Source organism: Mycobacterium sp. RTGN4 (genome assembly GCF_033804635.1).
In the GTDB taxonomy this organism is placed as follows: domain Bacteria; phylum Actinomycetota; class Actinomycetes; order Mycobacteriales; family Mycobacteriaceae; genus Mycobacterium.
Genome location: NZ_JAPZLB010000004.1, coordinates 79957 through 98295, shown reverse-complemented (window position 1 = coordinate 98295; position 18339 = coordinate 79957). Strand labels below are relative to the sequence as shown.

Below are 18339 nucleotides of genomic sequence, written 5' to 3'. Positions count from 1 at the left end.
TACCGGTCGGCCGACGATCAGCCGGTGCGCTCCTTGAGTTCCTTGCGTGCGCGCTTGACTTCCTTCTTGGCACGCTTGGTCTCCTTGCGCGCGGTGGCCGCCAGTTCGGCGCCGCGGTCCTGTGCGAGGCTCGCGAGCTCCGTACCGCGTTCGCGCGCCACATCGGCGAGCTCGTAACCGCGCCGCTGCGCGAGTTCAGCCAGTTCCGGGCCGCGGTCGCGGGCGATGTCGACGAGTTCGGCGCCCCGCTTTTGTGCCCGCTCGGCCAGCACCGGGCCCCGGTCGCGGGCGATATCGACGAGTTCGGCGCCACGTTCGCGCGCGACGTGGGCGAGTTCGCGCCCACGTTCGGCGCCCACGTTCAAGCCGTGTCCGACCCGATCGGTCAATTCGCTGTCGATGAGCGCATTGCCCGAGCTCGAGTTCGGCAGGGCCCCGGAGACGGCCTCGCCCGCCTTGTGTGCGGCGCGCCTGGCTCGCCAGCCGAGCGACGGCCTGCCCTCGGTGTCAACGGCCGCGATGATCAGTCCGCCGACCAAGCCGACGTCAGCGAGGAACGCGCGCCGCTCATCGGCCTTGCGCGCGGGATCGGTCTCTGCCCAGAAGGCGTGTGCGCCAAGACTTCCCGGCACCACGCTGAGTGCCAAGGCGGTCGACGACAGGCGGGGCAACCTGCCAGTGGTGAGCAGCAGGCCCGCGCCGATCTGCACCGCGGCGGTCACCCGTGCGACGGTCTCCGCATTGGTGGGGACATTCGCGCCGACGGGGCCCGGTAGCTTGCTCAATCCCTCGAGCGTGGGGCGGGCGGCGTCGGCCGCCGGTTTCGGGCTGCGCAACGCCTCCACTCCGCGGCTGATGAAGGTGGCGGCGAGCATGGGACGTGCGATTCGTCGGATCAACATGGCCGGGGAATTCCCCGGTGCGGCCGGTTGCAAACCAGCTCAGCCCGATGCGCGGCCCGCCAGTAGCAAGCGGGCAAGCTGGGTCGTCGTCTCCACACCGTCGTCATAGCCGCCCGCGTTGCCGAGCGCATTCATCACCGCGAGCGTGTACCGCTGGCCGGGTCCGGCGAAGCCGACCGAGTTGATGACCCAGCCGCCCTGTTCCAGTGACCACCCGTCCTTGTTGCCCGGCGCCATCGAGGGTCCGGCTCCCCAGACGCCCCATTGCTGGTCGGGAGCGACCTGCTGCAGTTGGCTGATGACGTCGGCCCTGTCGGATGGGTCGAGTGCGGTCAGCAGGTAGTTGATCAGGCGGTCGAGGTCGTTGGCCGTCGACTTCTGAAAGCCCCAGTACGGGTAGACGTCGGTGAACCCGCGCTGCGGCGCCAAGTCGGTCATGCCGTACCGGGGGAACGCGGCGTTGAACGCTTGATGGTCGGTGCCGCCGTACCGCGACCACAGCGCATCGGCGGCATCGTCGTCGGATGAGTGCAGCATCGCCGCGATCAACCTCCGGTCGTCGGCACTCAGTGCCACCGTGCCCGCGCGCTGACGGGTCAGCAGGTCGACGACCATCGCCAACTTGATCGTCGACGCCGTCCAGATCAAGTCACCGGCGTGGGAATTGCGGTGAACGGCACCGGTGTCGCGGTCGCGCAATACGTACCCGACGGCACCGGGACGGCCCGCCAGGTACGCGTCGGCGGACGCGATGCGGGCGGCAAGGTCGCAGTCGAACGAACCAGGGCTGGGTGTGCAGTCCGCCCGGGACACGCCAGGCATCACGAAGGCGGCGCACGACGCGAGCAGCAGCATCGCCGCGACGAGGAACGATCTCATTCACGCAGCCTCGCATTAGGCTGGACGTTCTCACACCCGAGGAGGTCGGCGTGACTTTCGTCGCGGGCATCGATTCGTCAACCCAGTCCTGCAAGGTCGTCGTATGCGCCGCTGATACCGGCGAAATTACTCGGTCGGGTTCGGCGCCACATCCGGGCGGCACCGAGGTCGACCCGATGCAGTGGTGGACCGCGCTCGACGCCGCGATTGCTGCGGCAGGCGGGCTCGACGACGTCGATGCGATCTCGGTCGGAGCGCAACAGCATGGCATGATTTGCCTCGACTCAGCGGGCGATGTCGTCCGGAAGGCCTTGCTGTGGAACGACACTCGATCTGCTCCGGCCGCGACGGCACTGACCGAGGAACTCGGCGGCGCCGACGCGTGGGCCCAGCGGATAGGCGTCGTCCCCGTCGCGTCGATCACGGCGACCAAGCTGCGCTGGCTGGCCGACGAGGAGCCGGCCAATGCCGACGCGACTGCCGCGGTGTGCCTTCCGCACGACTGGCTGACCTGGCGACTGTCGGGCTCCTCCGACATCGCCGCGCTGTGCACCGATCGCAGCGACGCAAGCGGTACCGGGTACTTCGCGTCGGCGGGTGGCGGATATCAGCTGGACCTGCTCGAGCTCGCCATGCGGGGCAGGCGACCCGAGCTTCCGCGGGTGCTCGGCCCGGCCGAGGCCGCGGGTCGGACCGCATCAGGGGCGGTGCTGGGTCCCGGGGCCGGTGACAACGCCGCCGCGGCGTTGGGCATCGGCGCCGGGCCAGGGGACTGCGTCGTGTCGCTCGGCACCTCGGGCGTGGTCAGCGCCGTCGGCGACGTCGCGCCGCGCGACGCGACCGGACTCGTTGCCGGTTTCGCCGACGCGACCGGACGACAGTTGCCCCTGGTGTGCACGCTCAACGGCGCCCCCGTGCTTGCCGCGGTCGCGTCGATGCTCGGCGTCGACTTCGACGAGTTCGACCGCCTGGCGCTCGCGGCGGAGGTCGGCGCCGAGGGGCTGACACTGGTGCCGTACTTCGAGGGGGAGCGGTCGCCCAACCTGCCCGATGCTGCGGGCGCGCTGCACGGCGTGACGACGCGAAACCTTCAGCCGGCCAACGTGGCCCGGGCCGCGGTCGAGGGTCTGCTCTGCTCGATGGCGTACTGCGTCGAGCGGATCGCCGAACAGGGGGTGGACGTCTCGCGTGTCATGCTCGTCGGTGGCGGCGCCCGATCGGAGGCGGTGCGGCGCATTGGGCCCGCGATCCTCGGCGTGCCGGTTCACGTACCGACGCCCGCCGAGTACGTTGCGCTCGGCGCGGCCCGTCAAGCGGCCTGGACGCTGTCCGGTGGCGAAGCGCCCCCGGCGTGGACGTTCGGCGTGACAGCTTCGTACTCAGCGGACCCGACCCCCGAGGTGTTCGACCGATACCGGACGGCGCAAGGGCTGACGCTCGGGCAGTGAGCGCTCGGCTGGCCCGGCATTCAGTCTCCGGCGGCCGGCCTCGGCCACGCCGGTCGCGGCATCGCGCGTCGAGTGGGCCGGAGCCGATCCAAGACAGCCCTCAGCGGAGGCCAGGTCGAGCGGCCGACCCGCGTCACCGCGTAGGCGGTCAAGATGACCTCCGGGTCGGTCAATGGGACGACCTTGACGCCAGCCCCGGTGGGTCGTCCGATCGGCAGGAGACCGACGCCGTACCCCGCGACGACGAGGTCTTCGACGAGTTCCAGGCTGTCGATCTGATGCGCGATGCGCGGGGTGAAGCCCGCGAGCGCGGCCAAGGTTCGGACGGCATCCTCGTCGGCTGTGTTGCGGGAGTTGACGATCCACCTGCGATCGGCGTACGCGGAGAGGTCGGCCGGGCCGTCGGGCGCGTCGCTGCGAACTCCGAGCCCCCACGGAATCGACCACAGCGCAACGCTTTCGAGTGCCGGCCCGGGTGCTGCGGGAGCCAAGTTGTAGTCATAGGTCAGGGCCAGGTCGAGATCGTCGTCGGCAAGGAGCGCGAACGCCTCGATCGGTTCGTACTCGCTGATCACGACGTCGACGGCGGGGTGCCGCTCGGCGAGCTCGGCCAGGATCGGCAGCAGCGACACCCGGATGCCCGTCGCGAAGCCGCCGATGCGCAAGGTGCCTGCGGGCTCGGCGTCGGGATCCAAGTCGAGCCGAGCGGCGTCGACCGCGGCGAGGATGGTCACCGCATGATCGGCCAGCCGCCGCCCCGCGGGAGTCAGTCGCACCCGTCGGCCCTCGGGTTCGATCAACTGGGTGCCGGTGTCCTTGGCCAGCGCTGCGATCTGCTGAGAGACCGTCGACGTGGTGAGGTGAAACGATTCGGCGACCGCCCGCATCGAGCCAAGCCGCGACAACGCGAGCAGCAACTGCAGGCGGCGAGTGTCCACGGGCACCATTGTCCGTGATTGTCGAACGCGTCGGGGGCGATCGATCGACCATGTGCGACGATGCCCCGATGACTGCGCGTCCGGCACACTTCATCCGAACGGCACCCGACACATATCTCCCGACGGTCAACGCGCGAAGCCGTTGGGGCGACGACCATCTCAACGGACCGGCACTCGTCGGACTGGCCGCACGCACCCTGGAAGATCAGTTCGGACTCGACGAGTTCATGCCTGCGCGCCTCACCGTCGACCTCTTCAAAGCCGCCCGCGGCGTCGCGACGACTACCACGGCGCGGCTGGTCCGCGACGGACGGCGGGTGCGCAACTCCGAATGCGACATCGTCCAGAACGGCGTGCCGGTGGCTCGCGCCACCTTGGTCCAGTACCGACGCTCGTCCGCTCCGCCGGGTGAAGAGTGGTCGGCGACAACGAATTTCGCGATTCCACAGGACTTCGACGACTCGAGTTATCTCCGGGTGGGTAGCGACGACGGCGGCTGGAGCCCGAAGATCGCCGAACACATGAACACGTCGCGAAAGCGCTTCCTCAACCGTGCCATCGACGTGGTCGAGGGCACGGCTAACACCCCGTTCGTCAATGCTGTGTATGCCGCGGAGGGCTCCAGCCTCGTCACGAATCTGGGCACGGCCGGAATCGGCTACATCAACGGCGACCTGACTGTCGCATTGTCGCGGTTGCCCGTCGATGAGTGGGTTTACGTGCAGGGTGACTCACACTGGGTGGCCGATGGGATCAGCGTCGGTTCGGCCACGTTGTTCGACCGGACCGGGCCCATCGGTACCGGGTTGGTCACCGCCATCAGCAATCCGGCCGCGCAGATCGACTTCGCCGACGAGTCCTTTCCAGATCGTCCGCGCTGAACCGCGGGCCGACGCCGACGCCGCGACGAACGTTCGCGATTCGTGAACGATATGTCCAGATAAATCACGTGGACGCGAACGGTCCGGCTGCCGTTCAATGCTGATATGACCTCGAACGCCAGCCGCACGGGCGCACTCATGGCCACCGGGTCGATGGCGTGCGTCCAGTTCGGGCTGGCGCTGTCCATCGGCCTGATCGACCAGATCGGGGCAGAGGGTGCGGCGTGGCTGCGACTGCTGTGGGCCGGGGTGATCCTGCTTCTGATCGCGCGGCCCCGGCCGTCGGCGTTCACGCGGTCGACCTTCCTCACCTGCGTGGTCCTCGGCGTCGTGACGGCGGGCATCACGCTGCTCTTCATGGCGGCCATCGACCGCATTCCGCTCGGAACGGCCAGCGCACTGGAGTTTCTCGGCCCGCTAGGGGTGGCGGTGCTGGCCGGAAGGGGCAAGAACCGGTTCGTCTGGCCAGGATTCGCCGCAGTCGGCGTGCTTCTGCTGACCGAGCCGTGGTCGGGCACCGTCGACGTGGTTGGCGTTGGGTTCGCGCTGGCCGCCGCGGTGTGTTGGGGCTGCTACATCCTGCTCACCCAACGAGTCGGCGACGGAGTGGACGGCTTCAACGGGTTGGCGGTCTCCATGGCCACCGCAGCGGTGTTCTCGTCGGTCGTCGTCGGTCCGTCAGTGTTCCCCCGCGTGACCCCCGAGATCCTGCTGATCGGAATCGGGCTAGCCATCCTGCTGCCCGTCGTGCCGTTCGCGCTGGAGCTCATGGCACTGCGGCGGCTTGCCACGGCATCGTTCGGCACGTTGATGTCGCTTGAGCCCGCATTCGCGCTCATCGTCGGGCTGATCGTGCTGGCGCAGGTGCCGGGACCGCTTGCGGTGGTGGGCATCTGCCTCGTCGTTGCCGCGGGCATCGGCGCGGCACGGAGCGGCGCTCGGTCGGAGCCGCCCGTGCCCGCCGCGGTGGGCAGTTGATCCGCGCGGACTAGCCTGGCGATCATGGCACCAGGTTTCTCCGACTCAATGTTCGTCAGGGGCTTCAACCGTGTGGCGGTGGCGCTGATGGATGCGCCCGTCGTAGGGCGGCTGATCAGACGCGGATTGGTGGTCATCCGTTACACCGGACGCAAGTCCGGCAAGACGTTCGAGCTCCCGGTCGGCTACCGCCGGTCGGGCGACTCGGTGGTCGTGCCCGTCGGCATGCCCGACAAGAAGTCGTGGTGGCGCAACTTCCTCGGGGAAGGCAGTGCCATCACCTTCGTCGGGCTCGACGGACGCGACCGCACCGGCCATGCGGTCGCCACGCGCGACGAACGCGGTGGCGTCTCGGTGACCGCAGCGCTCGACTGACTCAAGCGCTCGACTGACTTAGACCTCGACCCGCTTGCGGCGGTACAGCGTTCCTGCCATGAGCAGGGCGAGGCTGATGAGCAGGATCGCCGACGCGAGCACGTTGATCTGCGGTGGCACAGCCGCTTTCACGGCCGCGTTGACGAACAGCGGATAGGTGACCGTCGAGCCGCTGACGAAGTAGGTGATGATGAAGTCGTCGAGCGACAACGCGAACGACAGCATGGCCGCCGCGATGATGCCCGGCACGATCAGCGGCAGCGTCACCTTGAAGAACGTCCGGGTGGGGCTTGCGCCGAGGTCCATCGAGGCGTCCTCGAGCGTCCAGTCGAATCCGCGCACCCGCGCGCGCACGGTCATCGCGATGAAACTGATCTCGAACGCCACGTGTGCGATGAGGATCGTGCCGAACCCCGTCGCCCAACCGAGGTCGAGGAACAGTGTCAGCAACGAGGCGCCCATCACGACTTCGGGCGCCGTCAGCGGAAGGACGAGGAAGGTCTCGACGGCCTTGTTGCCGCGGAACCGTTGGCGGACAAGCGCGATGGCGAGCAGGGTGCCGAGCACGACGGCGATGGCCGTCGACGCCGCCGCCACCTCCAGACTCGTCTTCAACGCTTGAGCCAGGGCCGGGTACTTGAAGGGATGCGCCCAGTTGTCCAGCGTGAAGCCCTGCCACGTGTAGTTGAACTTGCCCGCCGGCTTGTTGAACGAGAACAGCACGATCACGAAGATCGGGATGAATATGTACAACAACACAAGGCCGGCAACGACTTTCAACAGAATGTCGCCGAGCTTGCCACTGCCGAGGCCGCGGATGGATCTGGTCTTCTTCGTGTCGATCGCGTCTAGGACGGCGGTGGCTTCCTGCAGCGTCATACCAGGTCCTCCGTGCCAAGTGCCCTGGTATAGGACAGCACTCCGGCCAGGATCAGCGCCATCAGCAAGAAACTCAGGGCAGCGGCTCCCGGATAGTCCTTGACCACAAGGAACTGCTTCTGGATGACGTTGCCGATCATGGTCGTCTGCGTGCTGCCCAGATAGTCGGCGTTGATGAAGTCGCCCATCGCAGGGATGAACACCAGCAGGCTGCCCGCCAGCACTCCGGGGATCGAGAGCGGAAGAATCACCTTGCGGAAGGCCCGGAACGTCGAGGAGTACAGGTCTCTCGACGCCTCGAGCAGGCGTGGGTCGATCTTCTCCAGGCTTACGTAGAGCGGCAGGATCATGAACGTCATTGAGTTGTAGATGAGCCCACCGATCACCGCCCAGCTGGTCGACAGCAGCCGTCCGTCAGACGGGAGCAACCCGATCGTGCCGAGTGTCTGTACGACGACGCCGTCATCGGCCAGGATGGTCTTCCATGCCAGCGTGCGCACTAGGAACGTGACGAAGAAGGGCAGGATCACTAGCCCCAGCAGCAGGTTCTTGTAGCGTCCCGACTTGAACGCGATCACGTACGCCAGCGGGTAGGAGATCAAGAGCGAGACCACCGTCGCCGTGAACGCGTATGTCAGCGAGCGGATGATCTGGTCCTGGTACGCCGTGAACGCGTGCGCATAGTTGCTGAAGTCCCAGTCGAACGTCAATGTCGGCAGGTAGATGGAACCGCCCGACGTCGACAGCGACGTCCGGAGCAACGACCAGAACGGGACGACGAAGAAGATCGCGAGGTACGCCAGCGCAGGCAAGATCATCAGATACGGCGCGACCTTGCTGCGCTGGCGATTGCTGCTGGCTGCCCCTGCCATCTAGCTACCGGTGACCGCTGCGTATTCGGTGTTGAACTCCTGGGTCTGCTCGTCCGTCAACGCAGCCCACGTCTTCAGCTTGGTCGTGTACTCCTCCGGCGGGTTGATCAGCTTGTTGGAGCTCAGCGTCGGGTCGATCTTGTCCAGTTCCTCGGTCATGTCGGCGAGCACCGGGACGTACTTGGTGAACGCGACCAGCTTGGCGTAGTTGGGCTTGTCGTAGACGTAGTTGATCCACGCCTCGGCGCCGTGCTGGTTTTGCGTGGTGTAGGGAATGGTCATCGTGTCGGTGAACCACGTGCCCCCGGCCTCGGGCACCACGAACTTCAGATCCGGGTTGTCGGCCTGCAACTGGACGACGTCACCGGAATACGCTTGCGCGACAATGATGTTGCCCGCGGCCAGGTCGTCGGCGTAGTCGTTGCCGGTGAAACGTCGGATCTGACCCTTTTCCTTCTGCTCCTTGATGGCGTCGACGGCCTTCTTGACGCCGTCGCTGGTCGGATCCTCGATGGAGTTGCCCTGGGAGAGCATCACCATGCCGAGTCCGTCGTACATGTCGGACAGCAGGCTGACCTTGCCCTTGAACTTCGGATCCCAGAGATCCTCGATCTTGGTGATGTCCCGGCCCGTGGCGGCCCTGTTGTAGGCCAGGCCGGTCATGCCGTTCATGTAGGGCGCGGTGAACTTCCGGCCGGGGTCGGTGGGATTCGACAGCAGGTCGGGCCGCAGGTTCTTCTTGTTGGGCACCCTGGTGTCGGAGATCTCGTTCAGCCACTTGAGGCCCAAGAGCCGGAAGGCCATGAACTGCGTGGGCACCGCCAGATCGGCGCCGATGTCCTGCTTGCGCGACAGCGGCTCCTTGAACTTCGCGAACCACTCTTCGTTGTCGTTGAAGTCCTCTTTGTAGTCGACCGTCAATCCGCTGGCCTTCTGGAACGCCGCGACGAAACCGTCCGCCATGTACAGCGGCCAGTTCGAGATCCGCAGGTTGCCGGTGGCGGGCTTGCCGTCATCGGGCGGGGGTGCCGACGAACTGCTTGCGGAGGTGCCGCCGTTCGACCCGCATGCGGCGAGGAACGACGTACCGAGCACGGCCGCGGCCGCGGCGGCCGCACCGCCGCCGATGAACCGACGACGGCTGGTCCGGTTGGCCGCAAGTCGGGAGAGGAGTTGGGGATCGATCTGGTTGTCCATGGCTCGGCGCCTTTCGTCAAAACCGGAAGAGTTCGGTGAACACGTCTCGCATCGGGGGCGATTAGGAGTCGTCCAGCATCTCCTCGAGATCCTCGGTCGTGGGGATGTCGGCGGCAGGCAACACCATCGACGCCTGCGGGGACCAACCGACGTAGACCGAGTCTCCTGGGCGCAGTAGCGGCAACTGCTGTTCGGGTCCGACGTGCGCGACGATCGGCGATCCGTCCGGCGCCTCGAGCGACAAACGCACGACGGGACCCTGGAAGGTCAAGTCGCGCACGGTCGCCGCGACCGAAGCGAGCTCTGCGCCTGGCGCGTCCATCGACACCAGCACCCGTTCGGGGCGCACCATCAACGTGGCCTGTCCACCGGGCTCGATCGGGGTGGTTCCCGGCCGCGCCTTCAACGTCGTGCCGAGCACGGCGACCTCTGCGACGTCGCCGTCCACCCTGTTCTGACGACCGGCCCACAGGTTGGCCTGCCCGATGAAGTTCGCCACGAACACCGTCGCAGGCGCGTCGTAGATCTCGGTCGGAGTGCCGATCTGCTCGACGTTGCCGGCGTTCATGACCGCGATGCGGTCACTCATGGTCAGCGCCTCTTCCTGGTCGTGCGTCACGTAGATGAACGTGATGCCGACCTCGCGCTGGATGCGCTTGAGTTCGAACTGCATCGCGTGGCGCAGTTTGAGGTCAAGGGCGCCGAGCGGCTCGTCGAGCAGTAGCGCGCTTGGGTAATTCACCAGCGCGCGGGCTAGCGCCACGCGCTGCTGCTGGCCGCCGGACAACTGCGATGGCTTGCGCTTTGCGAAGTCGGTGAGGCGGACGATGTCGAGGATCTCGTCGACCCGGCGGGTCACCTCGGCCTTTTCCTTCTTCGTACTCCGGGGTCCGTACGCCACGTTGTCCCACACCGTCATGTGTGGAAACAGGGCGTAGTGCTGGAAGACCGTGTTGACGTTGCGCTTGTGGGGTGGAACGCGCGAAACGTCGTGGCCCTCGAGTCTTATGGCGCCCGAGGTGGGCGTTTCGAAGCCGGCGATCATCCGCAGCGTCGTCGTCTTGCCGCAGCCGGACGGTCCGAGCAACGAGAAGAACTCACCAGAACCGATGGTGAAGTCCGCGTCGGTGACCGCGACGTAATCCTCGAACCGCTTCGTGACGTGATCGATCTCGATGACGGCGCGCCGCGCACCCTCGTCGGCGCCGTCCGCCTGCTTCGGTTCGGTGCTCCTGATTTCGGTGTTAGACAGGGCCAGGTCCTCCTTCGCAATCGCTCGCGACAGGGTGGCCCGAGGGGGTTTCACGTCCCGGAGCAGCCTTCCGCCGTGGATAAACCTTCGCTGATCCGGCGGACCTTCGCAAGCGATTCCGCAACGAATTTACATTTCCACAATGGAATCCCTATCCCTAGGCGTTGCTGGGGCGCAGATTCCGCTTGTGGAGGACGGCAGTGTGGGGCTGGCGTGATCGAATGGGCGCATGACACCGGGTGTGACACCGCAGGCCGCGCCGCCCCAACTAGCGCTCACCGCACCACCCTTTAGCGGACGGACTCCGCGGGGCGCCGGCGACCTCTCCGTCGAGACCCATGGAATCGCTCCGGTCCCGACCGACAAGCGGTACGGCAAGCCAGGCCGGCTGTTCACCGTGTGGTTCGCGCCGCAGGTCAACATGACCGGCGTTTTCACTGGTGCGCTGGCGATCACCTTCGGCCTCGGTTTCTGGCTCGGACTGCTGGCGATGGTCATCGGCACGGTGCTCGGATCGCTGGTGGTCGGATACCTGTCGACGTGGGGACCACGTACCGGAACTGCGCAGCTGCCGAGTTCGCGGATGGCCTTCGGCGGCACCGTCGTCCTGCCCGCCGCGCTGCAGTGGGTCTCGTCCATCGCCTGGGACGCCTTGGTCGGGTTGTTCGGAGGGGAGGCCCTCGCCACGCTGCTCGGCATTCCGTTCTGGGCCGCGGTGTTGCTGGTGCTCGGTGTACAGGGCGTCGTCGGATTCTTCGGATACGAGTTGATTCACCGATTGCAGGCGGTGCTGACCTTCGTCCTGCTGGTGACCTTCCTGGTTTTCGCCTACAAACTCATCGGCGGCGGCCACGAAGTGATCACCGCGGCCACGGTTCACGGGGCCGACCTCGCGGGCGCCTTCGTCATGGAGGTGACGGTGGCATTCAGCCTCGCGGTGTCGTGGGCGAGTTACGCCGCGGACTTCAGCCGCTACCTGCCCGCCGACGTCTCTTCGACTCGCGTGTTCGGTTCGACGTTCGGCGGAATCGCCTTGGCCTATGTCTTCGTCCAAGGGATCGGCATCGCCGCGGGCGACCTGATTTCCGAGCACACCGCCGACGGCGTGCGAAACGTCATGGGTGGCGGCTTCCTGGGTGGGTTGGCGCTGCTGATCATCGCGCTCGCATCCGTCGGATCTGGTGTCATGAACGACTACAGCGGATCACTGGCGCTGCAGACGCTGGGTGTGCGCGTGCGCAGACCGCTCTCGTCCGTCGTCGTCACCGTCATGGCGTGTGCGCTGATCCTCTGGCTGCACGCGGGCGACACCTCGGAGCGCTTCCTCAATGTGCTGCTGATCGTCAGCTACTGGGTTCCGGCCTTCGTCGCGATCATCGTCGTCGACTGGCGCATCCGCAGCAGGGGACGGCGCGTCGTGGATCCGTCGGAGGAGCGCACCGAGCGCTCGGACGCGGTGGCCGCGCTGATCGTGTTCGTGATCGCCTACGCGGCCGCGGTGCCCTTCATGAACACCACGCTGATCGTGGGGCCCGTCGCGACGGCTTGGCACGGTGCAGACGTCGCATACTTCGTCAACTTCCTTGTCGCGCTTGCGCTCTACGGTGGATACCGCTGGGCGCGCCTGCGGCGATAGCGGCCCGACCCCTAGCGCACCGTTGCGAAGAACTTTCGGACGTCGTCGACGAACAGTTCGGGTTGCTCGAAGGCGGCGAAATGTCCGCCGCGTGGCATCGTTTTCCAGTGGGTGATGTGGTAGTTCGCCTCGCACCAGGACCGGGGTGTAGGCCCGATCTCCTTGGGGAATGACGCGACGCCCGTTGGCAATTCGACGCGGCCGGTTCCACCGAACGCGTTCATGCTCTCCCAATACAGCCGCGCCGAGGACGCGCCGGTGCCCGTGACCCAGTACAGCGTGACGTTGTCGAGCATTTCGTCGCGGCTCAGTGCGTGCTCCGGATGTCCGTCGCAGTCCGTCCACGACCAGAACTTCTCGACGATCCACGCGAGTTGGGCAGTCGGCGAGTCGGCCAGGCCGTAGCCCAGGGTCTGCGGCCGGGTGGCCTGCTGCTTGAAGTAACCGTTGTCCTGGGTTCGGTAGTGGTTCAGCCCCGCGAACGCGGCCTTGTCCTCATCGGTCGGATTCGACTTGGCTTCTTCGGTAGGGGAGCCGATCGGAAAGTTGGTGTGGATCGCCACGCAATGCCCGACGTTGCGGCCGATTTCAGCGGTGACGGCGCCACCCCAATCGCCGCCCTGCGCGCCGTAGCGCTCGTATCCGAGCCGCACCATCAACGTTTCCCAGGCGCGTGCGATGCGCGCGACGTTCCATCCGGTCGCCGCCGGTTTGCCGGAGTAGCCGTAGCCGGGCAGTGACGGGCACACCACGTGAAACGCATCCTCGGCCCGGCCGCCGTATGCCGTCGGATCCGTCAACGGCGCGATGATCTTCTGGAACTCGACGATCGACCCTGGCCACCCGTGGGTGATGATCAGCGGGAAGGCGTCGGGGTGCGGTGAGCGTTGATGAATGAAATGTATTGGCAGCCCATCGATTTCGGTGATGAACTGGTCGAAGCGGTTCAACGCCGCCTCCCGGCTGCGCCAGTCGTATTCGGTGCCCCAGTAGGCCGCGAGCTCACGCGTGTATTCCAGGGGGATGCCCTGGCTCCAATCGTCGACGCACTCGGCCTCTGGCCACCGCGTCGCGCTCAGCCGGGCTCGCAGGTCGATGAGCACCTCGTCGGGGACGGCGATGCGGAACGGTTCAATGCTCATGCTCGCCATTGTCGCTGCAGGGCACCGATGTCCGGGTCGGTTCCGATCGACCGCGTAACACCACCGTGCCGTCTACGGCCCAGTGGTGGCGTTCATCGACGTCGGCACGGTCGATGGCCGCTCCCGAGGCGACCGTTCTTCCCGGCAGGGCCTTGGCGGTGTCCGCAAGCCGGGCGGCTTCATTGACGGGATCTCCGATGACGGTGTATTCGTATCGGTTTTCGGCCCCGATGTTGCCCGCGAAAACGGTTCCCGCGGACACCCCGATCCCAAAGTCGACGTCGGGCAACTCCCTCAGATTGGCACCGAGGGTGCGCGCCGTCCGGAGCGCTGCGCTGGCGGCGTCGTCGGAGCGCATGGGTGCCCCGAAGACCGCGAGCGCGGCATCGCCCTGGAATTTGTTGATGAGGCCCTGTCGTTCGTCGACCGCGGCCACCACGATGCGGAAGAAGGCGTTGAGGACGTCCGCCACCTCCTGAGGCGTGTGGAGCGCAGCGAGTTGTGTCGACCCCGCGAGGTCGATGAACAGAATCCCGACCTCACGTAACTCGCCGGCCTGCGATCCGTCGGCGTCGACGGCCATGCGCGCGACATCGGGTCCGACATGTCGGCCGAAGAGGTCGCGGAGTTGGTCGCGTTCGGACAGTCCGGTCACCATGCGGTTGAAACCGTGTTGGAGGCGCCCGATTTCGGACTGCTCGTACACGTCGACCTTTCGTCCGAGCGCTCCGCGCTCGACCTCGGCCATCGCACCGACGACGTCGTTGATCGGATCGGATATCGACCGCGCCACCAGGATCAGCGCGCGCAACCCGAGCGCCACCGAGACGACGGTGATGACCACGACCGGTATCACGACCGACGCGGTGGTCGGTACGAACCAGCCGTACGAATGCGCGACGATCAACACGGCCACGAAAATGCTTGGGAGCGCACTGTTGACGAGCCACATCATCACCAGCCGCGCCACCACTCCCGGTGCCGTTTCGCGGGTGGTGAACTCCTTGTTCGCGGCGGCGACGATGGGTCGGTAGATGCGCTGGACGAACAGCAGACTGCCGCTGAAGCTGGACGTGGCGCCGAACAGGACGGCGACGACGAGCATCGCGGCGGTGCTCGGACCACCACCGGGATTCGCCGCGATCAACACCGCGCCGCAGATGACCCAGGTGCCGAACAAGATCGCGGTCTGGCGTCGGACGATGTTGATCGCCTTCCGCTGCTGTTCGGGGTTCGGCTCCGCGCCCGCGACAAACCAGCGTAGCGACGGGGTGATGTTCCAGTAGGCGCCCGCGGCGGTGGCGACGAGCCCGAACACGATCAGGCCGACGAGGAGCATCAGGTTCGTGCGGGTCAGCAGCGTGGCGGCCCCGCCGCCGATCTGCGTGCTCAACGAGATCACGACCGCGACAACTTCCGCAGCCGTGACGAGTTGGGCGAAGATCAAACCGAGCGCGTAGCCCAGTGCGAGCCCAGCCGCCGACGGTCGCCGGATTTCAGTCGGCTCGTCCGGCATGTGGTCGTCCCTGTCTGGAGGCCACTCCAACCCCGCTGGTGGCGATCGCTTCGGTTCGCGAGCGCAGGCGTTCGGCGGTGTCGCCGAGGAAGTCGAGGATGACGCTCAGTTCAGTGTCGGAGTAACGCTCCCACATCCGGGCGGTCGAGCGCTGCCAAGACGCGAAGAATGCGTTGCCGGACAGCGCCGACACGTCGGCCACCAGCAATACGCGACGACGGTCGGCAGGATCGGGTTCGCGGCGCAGGAACCCCTTTGCTGCCAGCCGGTCGATCAGGTTGGTCACCGACGCTGCCGCCAACCCGGTGCGGCGACCGAGCTCACCTGCACTCATGGGTCCCAGTCGATGCACCACGCCCAGCGCCTTGTAGTCGGTGGGATGGAGCCCGAGTTCGCCTGCCAACGCGGAGTGAAACAGCACGGTCGCATCGCTGTGTTCGCGACCCACTCGGCGCAGATCGGCGAGAAGTTCGGCTCGCGAGGGTGTTTCGCTCATGCGAGGGCCAGTGCGGCCAGCGCCGCCACGCAAGTGATGGCGTCGAGTGGAAGGCGCAGCAGGCTGCGCCGGGCCCAACGCTGCGCGGCGGACCGCTCGATGGTCGCGGGATCACCCTTCTCGAACGCGACCGCCTTGGGCACGAAGTCGACGAGTGACCACACGCGCATCGACACATGGCTCGCCAACGCGATCAGCAGTGCGGTGCGTACGTCGTGGTGTCCCCAGCACGCGATGATGGCGACGATGAGCGCGACCTCGAGCGCCGTGTGTATGGGGATCCAGAACCGCCGCCGCGAAACGCCGCCATTTCGCGGCTGGATGATCGCGGGACGGTTCGGCCAGACGGGGTCCAGGACGAGCGTTTCGTAGAGTCCACCGCCAACGGTTACGCAAGCAAGGAATGCGACGATGGCGGCCAAGACGAGGGCGACGGTCACGCGATAAATTCTTACGGTCAATCGTAATATTCGTCAAGCCGTAATAAACCGATGTCCGATGATGTTTGCGAAAAGTTGGTCTTGCGGGCCAGCACCCTCCCACCCAGCCGGCAGGGCCGGCGTTGGACGATCACAAGTCATCTGTGTACATTCGTTCACTGAATGATCGCCCGGGCCGCCAACGCGCCCGGAGGCGACTGTGCGCCAAGTGTGGACCACCGAAAGGACCAGTCACCATGACGTTTTCGCTGGAGTTGTCCGAAGACGTAATCGAGGTGCGCGACTGGGTGCATGCCTTCGCCGAGCAGGTCGTGCGCCCGGCCGCAGCCGAATGGGACGAGCGCGAGGAAACGCCCTGGCCGATCATCCAGGAGGCCGCGAAGGTCGGCTTGTACTCGATGGAGCTCTTTGCCGCCCAAGCCGCCGAGCCCAGCGGCATCGGGATGCTGACGGTGTTCGAGGAGTTGTTCTGGGGCGACGCCGGCATCGCGCTATCCATCCTGGGCACCGGGCTGGCGGCGGCGTCGTTGGCCGCAACCGGCACCCCCGAACAGATAGGGGAGTGGTTGCCCCAGATGTTCGGCAGCATCGCCGAACCGCAACTGGGCTCGTTCTGCGCGTCGGAGCCGGGGGCAGGCTCGGACGTCGCGGCGATCATCACCCGCGCGCGTTACCAGGAGGCCACCGACGAGTGGCTGATCAACGGAACCAAGACCTGGGCGACCAACGGCGGCATCGCCAACGTTCACATCGTCGTCGCGTCGGTCGATCCCGAGCTCGGATCTCGTGGGCAGGCGACCTTCATCATCCCTCCCGGCACAAAGGGTTTCAGCCAAGGTCAGAAGTTCAAGAAGCACGGCATCCGGGCTTCCCACACGGCCGAAGTCGTACTGGACGACGTTCGAATTCCCGGCAGGCTGATCATCGGCGGCAAGGACAAGTTCGACGAGCGCATCGCTCGGACGAAGGACGGTAAGAGCTCGGCGGGTCAGGCGGCGATGAAGACCTTCGAACGCACCAGACCCACGGTCGGTGCCATGGCGCTCGGCGTGGCCCGTGCTGCCTACGAATACGCGCTCGACTACGCCCAGGAGCGCGAGCAATTCGGCCGCAAGATCGGCGACTTTCAGGCCATCGCCTTCAAGCTGGCCGACATGAAGACCCGAATCGACACGGCGCGGCTACTGGTGTGGCGGGCGGGCTGGATGGCCAGGAACAACAAGCCGTTCACCAACGCAGAGGGGTCGATGGCCAAACTGTCGGCCAGCGAAACGGCGGTCTACGTGACCGACGAGGCCATCCAGATCATGGGCGGCAACGGTTACACCCGGGACTACCCGGTCGAGCGTATGCACCGAGATGCCAAGATCTTCACCATCTTCGAAGGCACCAGCGAGATTCAGCGGCTCGTCATGGCGCGGGCGATCACCGGTCTTCCGCTGAAGTGACCCATCGGGTCACCGCCGCCTCGACTGCGCACGGCGGGTGAACCCGCCGGCTACGCGCGAGGCGATGGCGATGACGCTCAACACGATTGCGATCGGCCAGATGATCGCGGCCACCGGCGCGACGCCGCTGATCGCGACGGCCACGTACACCACCAGACAGAAGGCGATGAACAGGTAAGTCGCCATCAGCAGACCGTCCCCGCGCAGTGCCGCGATGATGACGCGACCGGTGCCACGCGGTAGCCCGCGGACATGCCACCAGGTGACGACGGCGGCCAGCATCAGAACCACGGCGCCCACGGTTCGCGTCGTCCACGACGCATCGTTTCCGTACTTCGCTCCGACGATCAGCACCGGCACCAATGCGATGACCAGCCCGACCCGCATGCGCCAACTCAGCTGCCACAGCACCGCTGCGACGATCGGCAGCACCTGGGGGGTGTCCGGGTTGATCCGACCGGCCTGCACCAGTCCGCCGAGCGCCAGCCTTGGTCGACGGCTCATCACGTCGACAGCGGCGAGGTTCCGTCGCGCCGTCGCGTGTTCGGGGTCGAGCGCCAGGACGTTCTCGTAAGCCGTGCGCGCGGTTTGGCGATCACCCGACGACAGCGCGATGTCGCCGACCTCCATGTGCGTGTCGGGATCATTCGGTGCGAGCTCGACGGCGCGCCGGGCGACGGCGGCTGCGTCGGCGTAACGGCCGGCGCACTTGAGCACGTGGGCGTAGACCGTGACGGTGTGGGCGTGCTGCGGTGCGAGCGTCACCGCGGCGTACCCGGCATACGTGGCTTCCTGGTGACGGTTGTTCGCCGTGAGCAACAGGGCGTGGAGGCGTTGCGCATCGGGGTTCTGCGGATCGGCGCCGACGGCCGCGCCCGAGGCGTGCAGCCCCTCGGCGACGCGTTGCGTCCCGAGCAGCACGGCGGCCAGCCGCCACAACAACCGAGCGTCCTGTGGTTCGGTGGCGAGTGCGGTACGGATCAGGTGCTCGGCGTCGGTGAACCGACTGAGCGCGCGCAGGTTGTCGATGCGCTCGATCGCGCCTGGTTCTCCCATGCCG

The 18339-nt window shown here is 66.5% G+C and carries 18 protein-coding genes; 6 read left to right on the top strand and 12 right to left on the bottom strand.

The window, feature by feature from the left end; genetic code table 11:
• Positions 1–17: 17 nt before the first annotated feature.
• Positions 18–902 (bottom strand): DoxX family protein, encoded by an 885-nt coding sequence (locus SLQ30_RS10320; protein WP_319446184.1) that lies wholly within the window; start codon positions 900–902, stop codon positions 18–20.
• A gap of 39 nt (positions 903–941) precedes the next feature.
• Entirely contained in the window at positions 942–1724 is a 783-nt protein-coding gene (locus SLQ30_RS10315; protein ID WP_413468003.1) for a serine hydrolase, read from the bottom strand.
• A 107-nt stretch (positions 1725–1831) separates the two neighbouring features.
• Here SLQ30_RS10315 and SLQ30_RS10310 point away from each other — a divergent pair, with 107 nt between their 5' ends.
• Positions 1832–3229, top strand: a complete 1398-nt coding sequence (locus SLQ30_RS10310) for a xylulokinase (protein WP_319446182.1) — start codon at positions 1832–1834, stop codon at positions 3227–3229.
• A 20-nt stretch (positions 3230–3249) separates the two neighbouring features.
• Here the strand turns inward: SLQ30_RS10310 and SLQ30_RS10305 are convergent, their stop codons facing one another.
• Positions 3250–4167 carry a LysR family transcriptional regulator gene (locus SLQ30_RS10305; protein WP_319446181.1) on the bottom strand — a complete coding sequence of 306 codons (918 nt, stop codon included), beginning with the start codon at positions 4165–4167 and terminating at the stop codon, positions 3250–3252.
• 68 nt (positions 4168–4235) lie between these two features.
• Here SLQ30_RS10305 and SLQ30_RS10300 point away from each other — a divergent pair, with 68 nt between their 5' ends.
• The 3 genes from SLQ30_RS10300 to SLQ30_RS10290 all read left to right on the top strand — a co-directional run bounded on the left by SLQ30_RS10300 (position 4236) and on the right by SLQ30_RS10290 (position 6401).
• Entirely contained in the window at positions 4236–5048 is an 813-nt protein-coding gene (locus SLQ30_RS10300) for an acyl-CoA thioesterase domain-containing protein (protein ID WP_319446180.1), read from the top strand.
• Between the two features lie 105 nt (positions 5049–5153).
• Positions 5154–6026 carry an EamA family transporter gene (locus SLQ30_RS10295; protein WP_319446179.1) on the top strand — a complete coding sequence of 291 codons (873 nt, stop codon included), beginning with the start codon at positions 5154–5156 and terminating at the stop codon, positions 6024–6026.
• Between the two features lie 24 nt (positions 6027–6050).
• Positions 6051–6401 (top strand): nitroreductase/quinone reductase family protein, encoded by a 351-nt coding sequence (locus SLQ30_RS10290; protein ID WP_319446178.1) that lies wholly within the window; start codon positions 6051–6053, stop codon positions 6399–6401.
• 18 nt (positions 6402–6419) lie between these two features.
• Here the strand turns inward: SLQ30_RS10290 and SLQ30_RS10285 are convergent, their stop codons facing one another.
• The 4 genes from SLQ30_RS10285 to SLQ30_RS10270 all read right to left on the bottom strand — a co-directional run bounded on the left by SLQ30_RS10285 (position 6420) and on the right by SLQ30_RS10270 (position 10526).
• Positions 6420–7280, bottom strand: a complete 861-nt coding sequence (locus SLQ30_RS10285; RefSeq protein ID WP_319446177.1) for an ABC transporter permease — start codon at positions 7278–7280, stop codon at positions 6420–6422.
• Positions 7277–8152, bottom strand: coding sequence for an ABC transporter permease (locus SLQ30_RS10280; RefSeq protein WP_319446176.1), 876 nt, complete (start codon positions 8150–8152; stop codon positions 7277–7279). The genes SLQ30_RS10285 and SLQ30_RS10280 overlap by 4 nt, the downstream gene beginning before the upstream one ends.
• Positions 8153–9349: a spermidine/putrescine ABC transporter substrate-binding protein gene (locus SLQ30_RS10275; RefSeq protein WP_319446175.1), complete on the bottom strand. Its 1197-nt coding sequence runs from the start codon at positions 9347–9349 to the stop codon at positions 8153–8155.
• A gap of 61 nt (positions 9350–9410) precedes the next feature.
• Positions 9411–10526 (bottom strand): ABC transporter ATP-binding protein, encoded by a 1116-nt coding sequence (locus tag SLQ30_RS10270; protein WP_413468001.1) that lies wholly within the window; start codon positions 10524–10526, stop codon positions 9411–9413.
• A gap of 304 nt (positions 10527–10830) precedes the next feature.
• Here SLQ30_RS10270 and SLQ30_RS10265 point away from each other — a divergent pair, with 304 nt between their 5' ends.
• Positions 10831–12237, top strand: a complete 1407-nt coding sequence (locus SLQ30_RS10265; protein ID WP_319446174.1) for a purine-cytosine permease family protein — start codon at positions 10831–10833, stop codon at positions 12235–12237.
• An 11-nt stretch (positions 12238–12248) separates the two neighbouring features.
• Here SLQ30_RS10265 and SLQ30_RS10260 read toward each other — a convergent pair whose 3' ends face one another.
• From SLQ30_RS10260 to SLQ30_RS10245, 4 genes are read right to left on the bottom strand one after another with little or no spacing between them, the layout of a single operon-like run.
• The gene (locus SLQ30_RS10260) at positions 12249–13373 is read right to left on the bottom strand and encodes an epoxide hydrolase family protein (protein WP_319446488.1); all 1125 of its coding nucleotides are present in this window, start codon (positions 13371–13373) and stop codon (positions 12249–12251) included.
• A complete protein-coding gene (locus SLQ30_RS10255; RefSeq protein WP_319446173.1) occupies positions 13369–14895 on the bottom strand; it encodes an adenylate/guanylate cyclase domain-containing protein in 1527 nt (508 codons plus the stop codon). Before SLQ30_RS10255 ends, SLQ30_RS10260 begins: the two co-directional genes overlap by 5 nt.
• A complete protein-coding gene (locus SLQ30_RS10250; RefSeq protein ID WP_319446172.1) occupies positions 14876–15391 on the bottom strand; it encodes a MarR family winged helix-turn-helix transcriptional regulator in 516 nt (171 codons plus the stop codon). Before SLQ30_RS10250 ends, SLQ30_RS10255 begins: the two co-directional genes overlap by 20 nt.
• Positions 15388–15831, bottom strand: coding sequence for a hypothetical protein (locus tag SLQ30_RS10245; RefSeq protein ID WP_319446171.1), 444 nt, complete (start codon positions 15829–15831; stop codon positions 15388–15390). The genes SLQ30_RS10250 and SLQ30_RS10245 overlap by 4 nt, the downstream gene beginning before the upstream one ends.
• Positions 15832–16067: 236 nt before the next feature.
• Here SLQ30_RS10245 and SLQ30_RS10240 point away from each other — a divergent pair, with 236 nt between their 5' ends.
• The gene (locus tag SLQ30_RS10240; RefSeq protein WP_319446170.1) at positions 16068–17279 is read left to right on the top strand and encodes an acyl-CoA dehydrogenase family protein; all 1212 of its coding nucleotides are present in this window, start codon (positions 16068–16070) and stop codon (positions 17277–17279) included.
• A gap of 9 nt (positions 17280–17288) precedes the next feature.
• On the opposite strand, the gene SLQ30_RS10235 is transcribed toward SLQ30_RS10240, so the two are convergent.
• On the bottom strand, positions 17289–18335 hold the full coding sequence (locus tag SLQ30_RS10235; protein ID WP_319446169.1) for a tetratricopeptide repeat protein: 1047 nt from the start codon (positions 18333–18335) through the stop codon (positions 17289–17291).
• Positions 18336–18339 lie beyond the last annotated feature (4 nt).

Coding starts and splice junctions, on each gene's coding strand:
- SLQ30_RS10320 (WP_319446184.1), bottom strand. CDS start 902: ATGTTGATCCGACGAATCGCACGTCCCATGCTCGCCGCCACCTTCATC.
- SLQ30_RS10315 (WP_413468003.1), bottom strand. CDS start 1,724: ATGCCTGGCGTGTCCCGGGCGGACTGCACACCCAGCCCTGGTTCGTTC.
- SLQ30_RS10300 (WP_319446180.1), top strand. CDS start 4,236: ATGACTGCGCGTCCGGCACACTTCATCCGAACGGCACCCGACACATAT.
- SLQ30_RS10295 (WP_319446179.1), top strand. CDS start 5,154: ATGACCTCGAACGCCAGCCGCACGGGCGCACTCATGGCCACCGGGTCG.
- SLQ30_RS10290 (WP_319446178.1), top strand. CDS start 6,051: ATGGCACCAGGTTTCTCCGACTCAATGTTCGTCAGGGGCTTCAACCGT.
- SLQ30_RS10285 (WP_319446177.1), bottom strand. CDS start 7,280: ATGACGCTGCAGGAAGCCACCGCCGTCCTAGACGCGATCGACACGAAG.
- SLQ30_RS10280 (WP_319446176.1), bottom strand. CDS start 8,152: ATGGCAGGGGCAGCCAGCAGCAATCGCCAGCGCAGCAAGGTCGCGCCG.
- SLQ30_RS10275 (WP_319446175.1), bottom strand. CDS start 9,349: ATGGACAACCAGATCGATCCCCAACTCCTCTCCCGACTTGCGGCCAAC.
- SLQ30_RS10265 (WP_319446174.1), top strand. CDS start 10,831: ATGACACCGGGTGTGACACCGCAGGCCGCGCCGCCCCAACTAGCGCTC.
- SLQ30_RS10255 (WP_319446173.1), bottom strand. CDS start 14,895: ATGCCGGACGAGCCGACTGAAATCCGGCGACCGTCGGCGGCTGGGCTC.
- SLQ30_RS10250 (WP_319446172.1), bottom strand. CDS start 15,391: ATGAGCGAAACACCCTCGCGAGCCGAACTTCTCGCCGATCTGCGCCGA.
- SLQ30_RS10240 (WP_319446170.1), top strand. CDS start 16,068: ATGACGTTTTCGCTGGAGTTGTCCGAAGACGTAATCGAGGTGCGCGAC.
- SLQ30_RS10235 (WP_319446169.1), bottom strand. CDS start 18,335: ATGGGAGAACCAGGCGCGATCGAGCGCATCGACAACCTGCGCGCGCTC.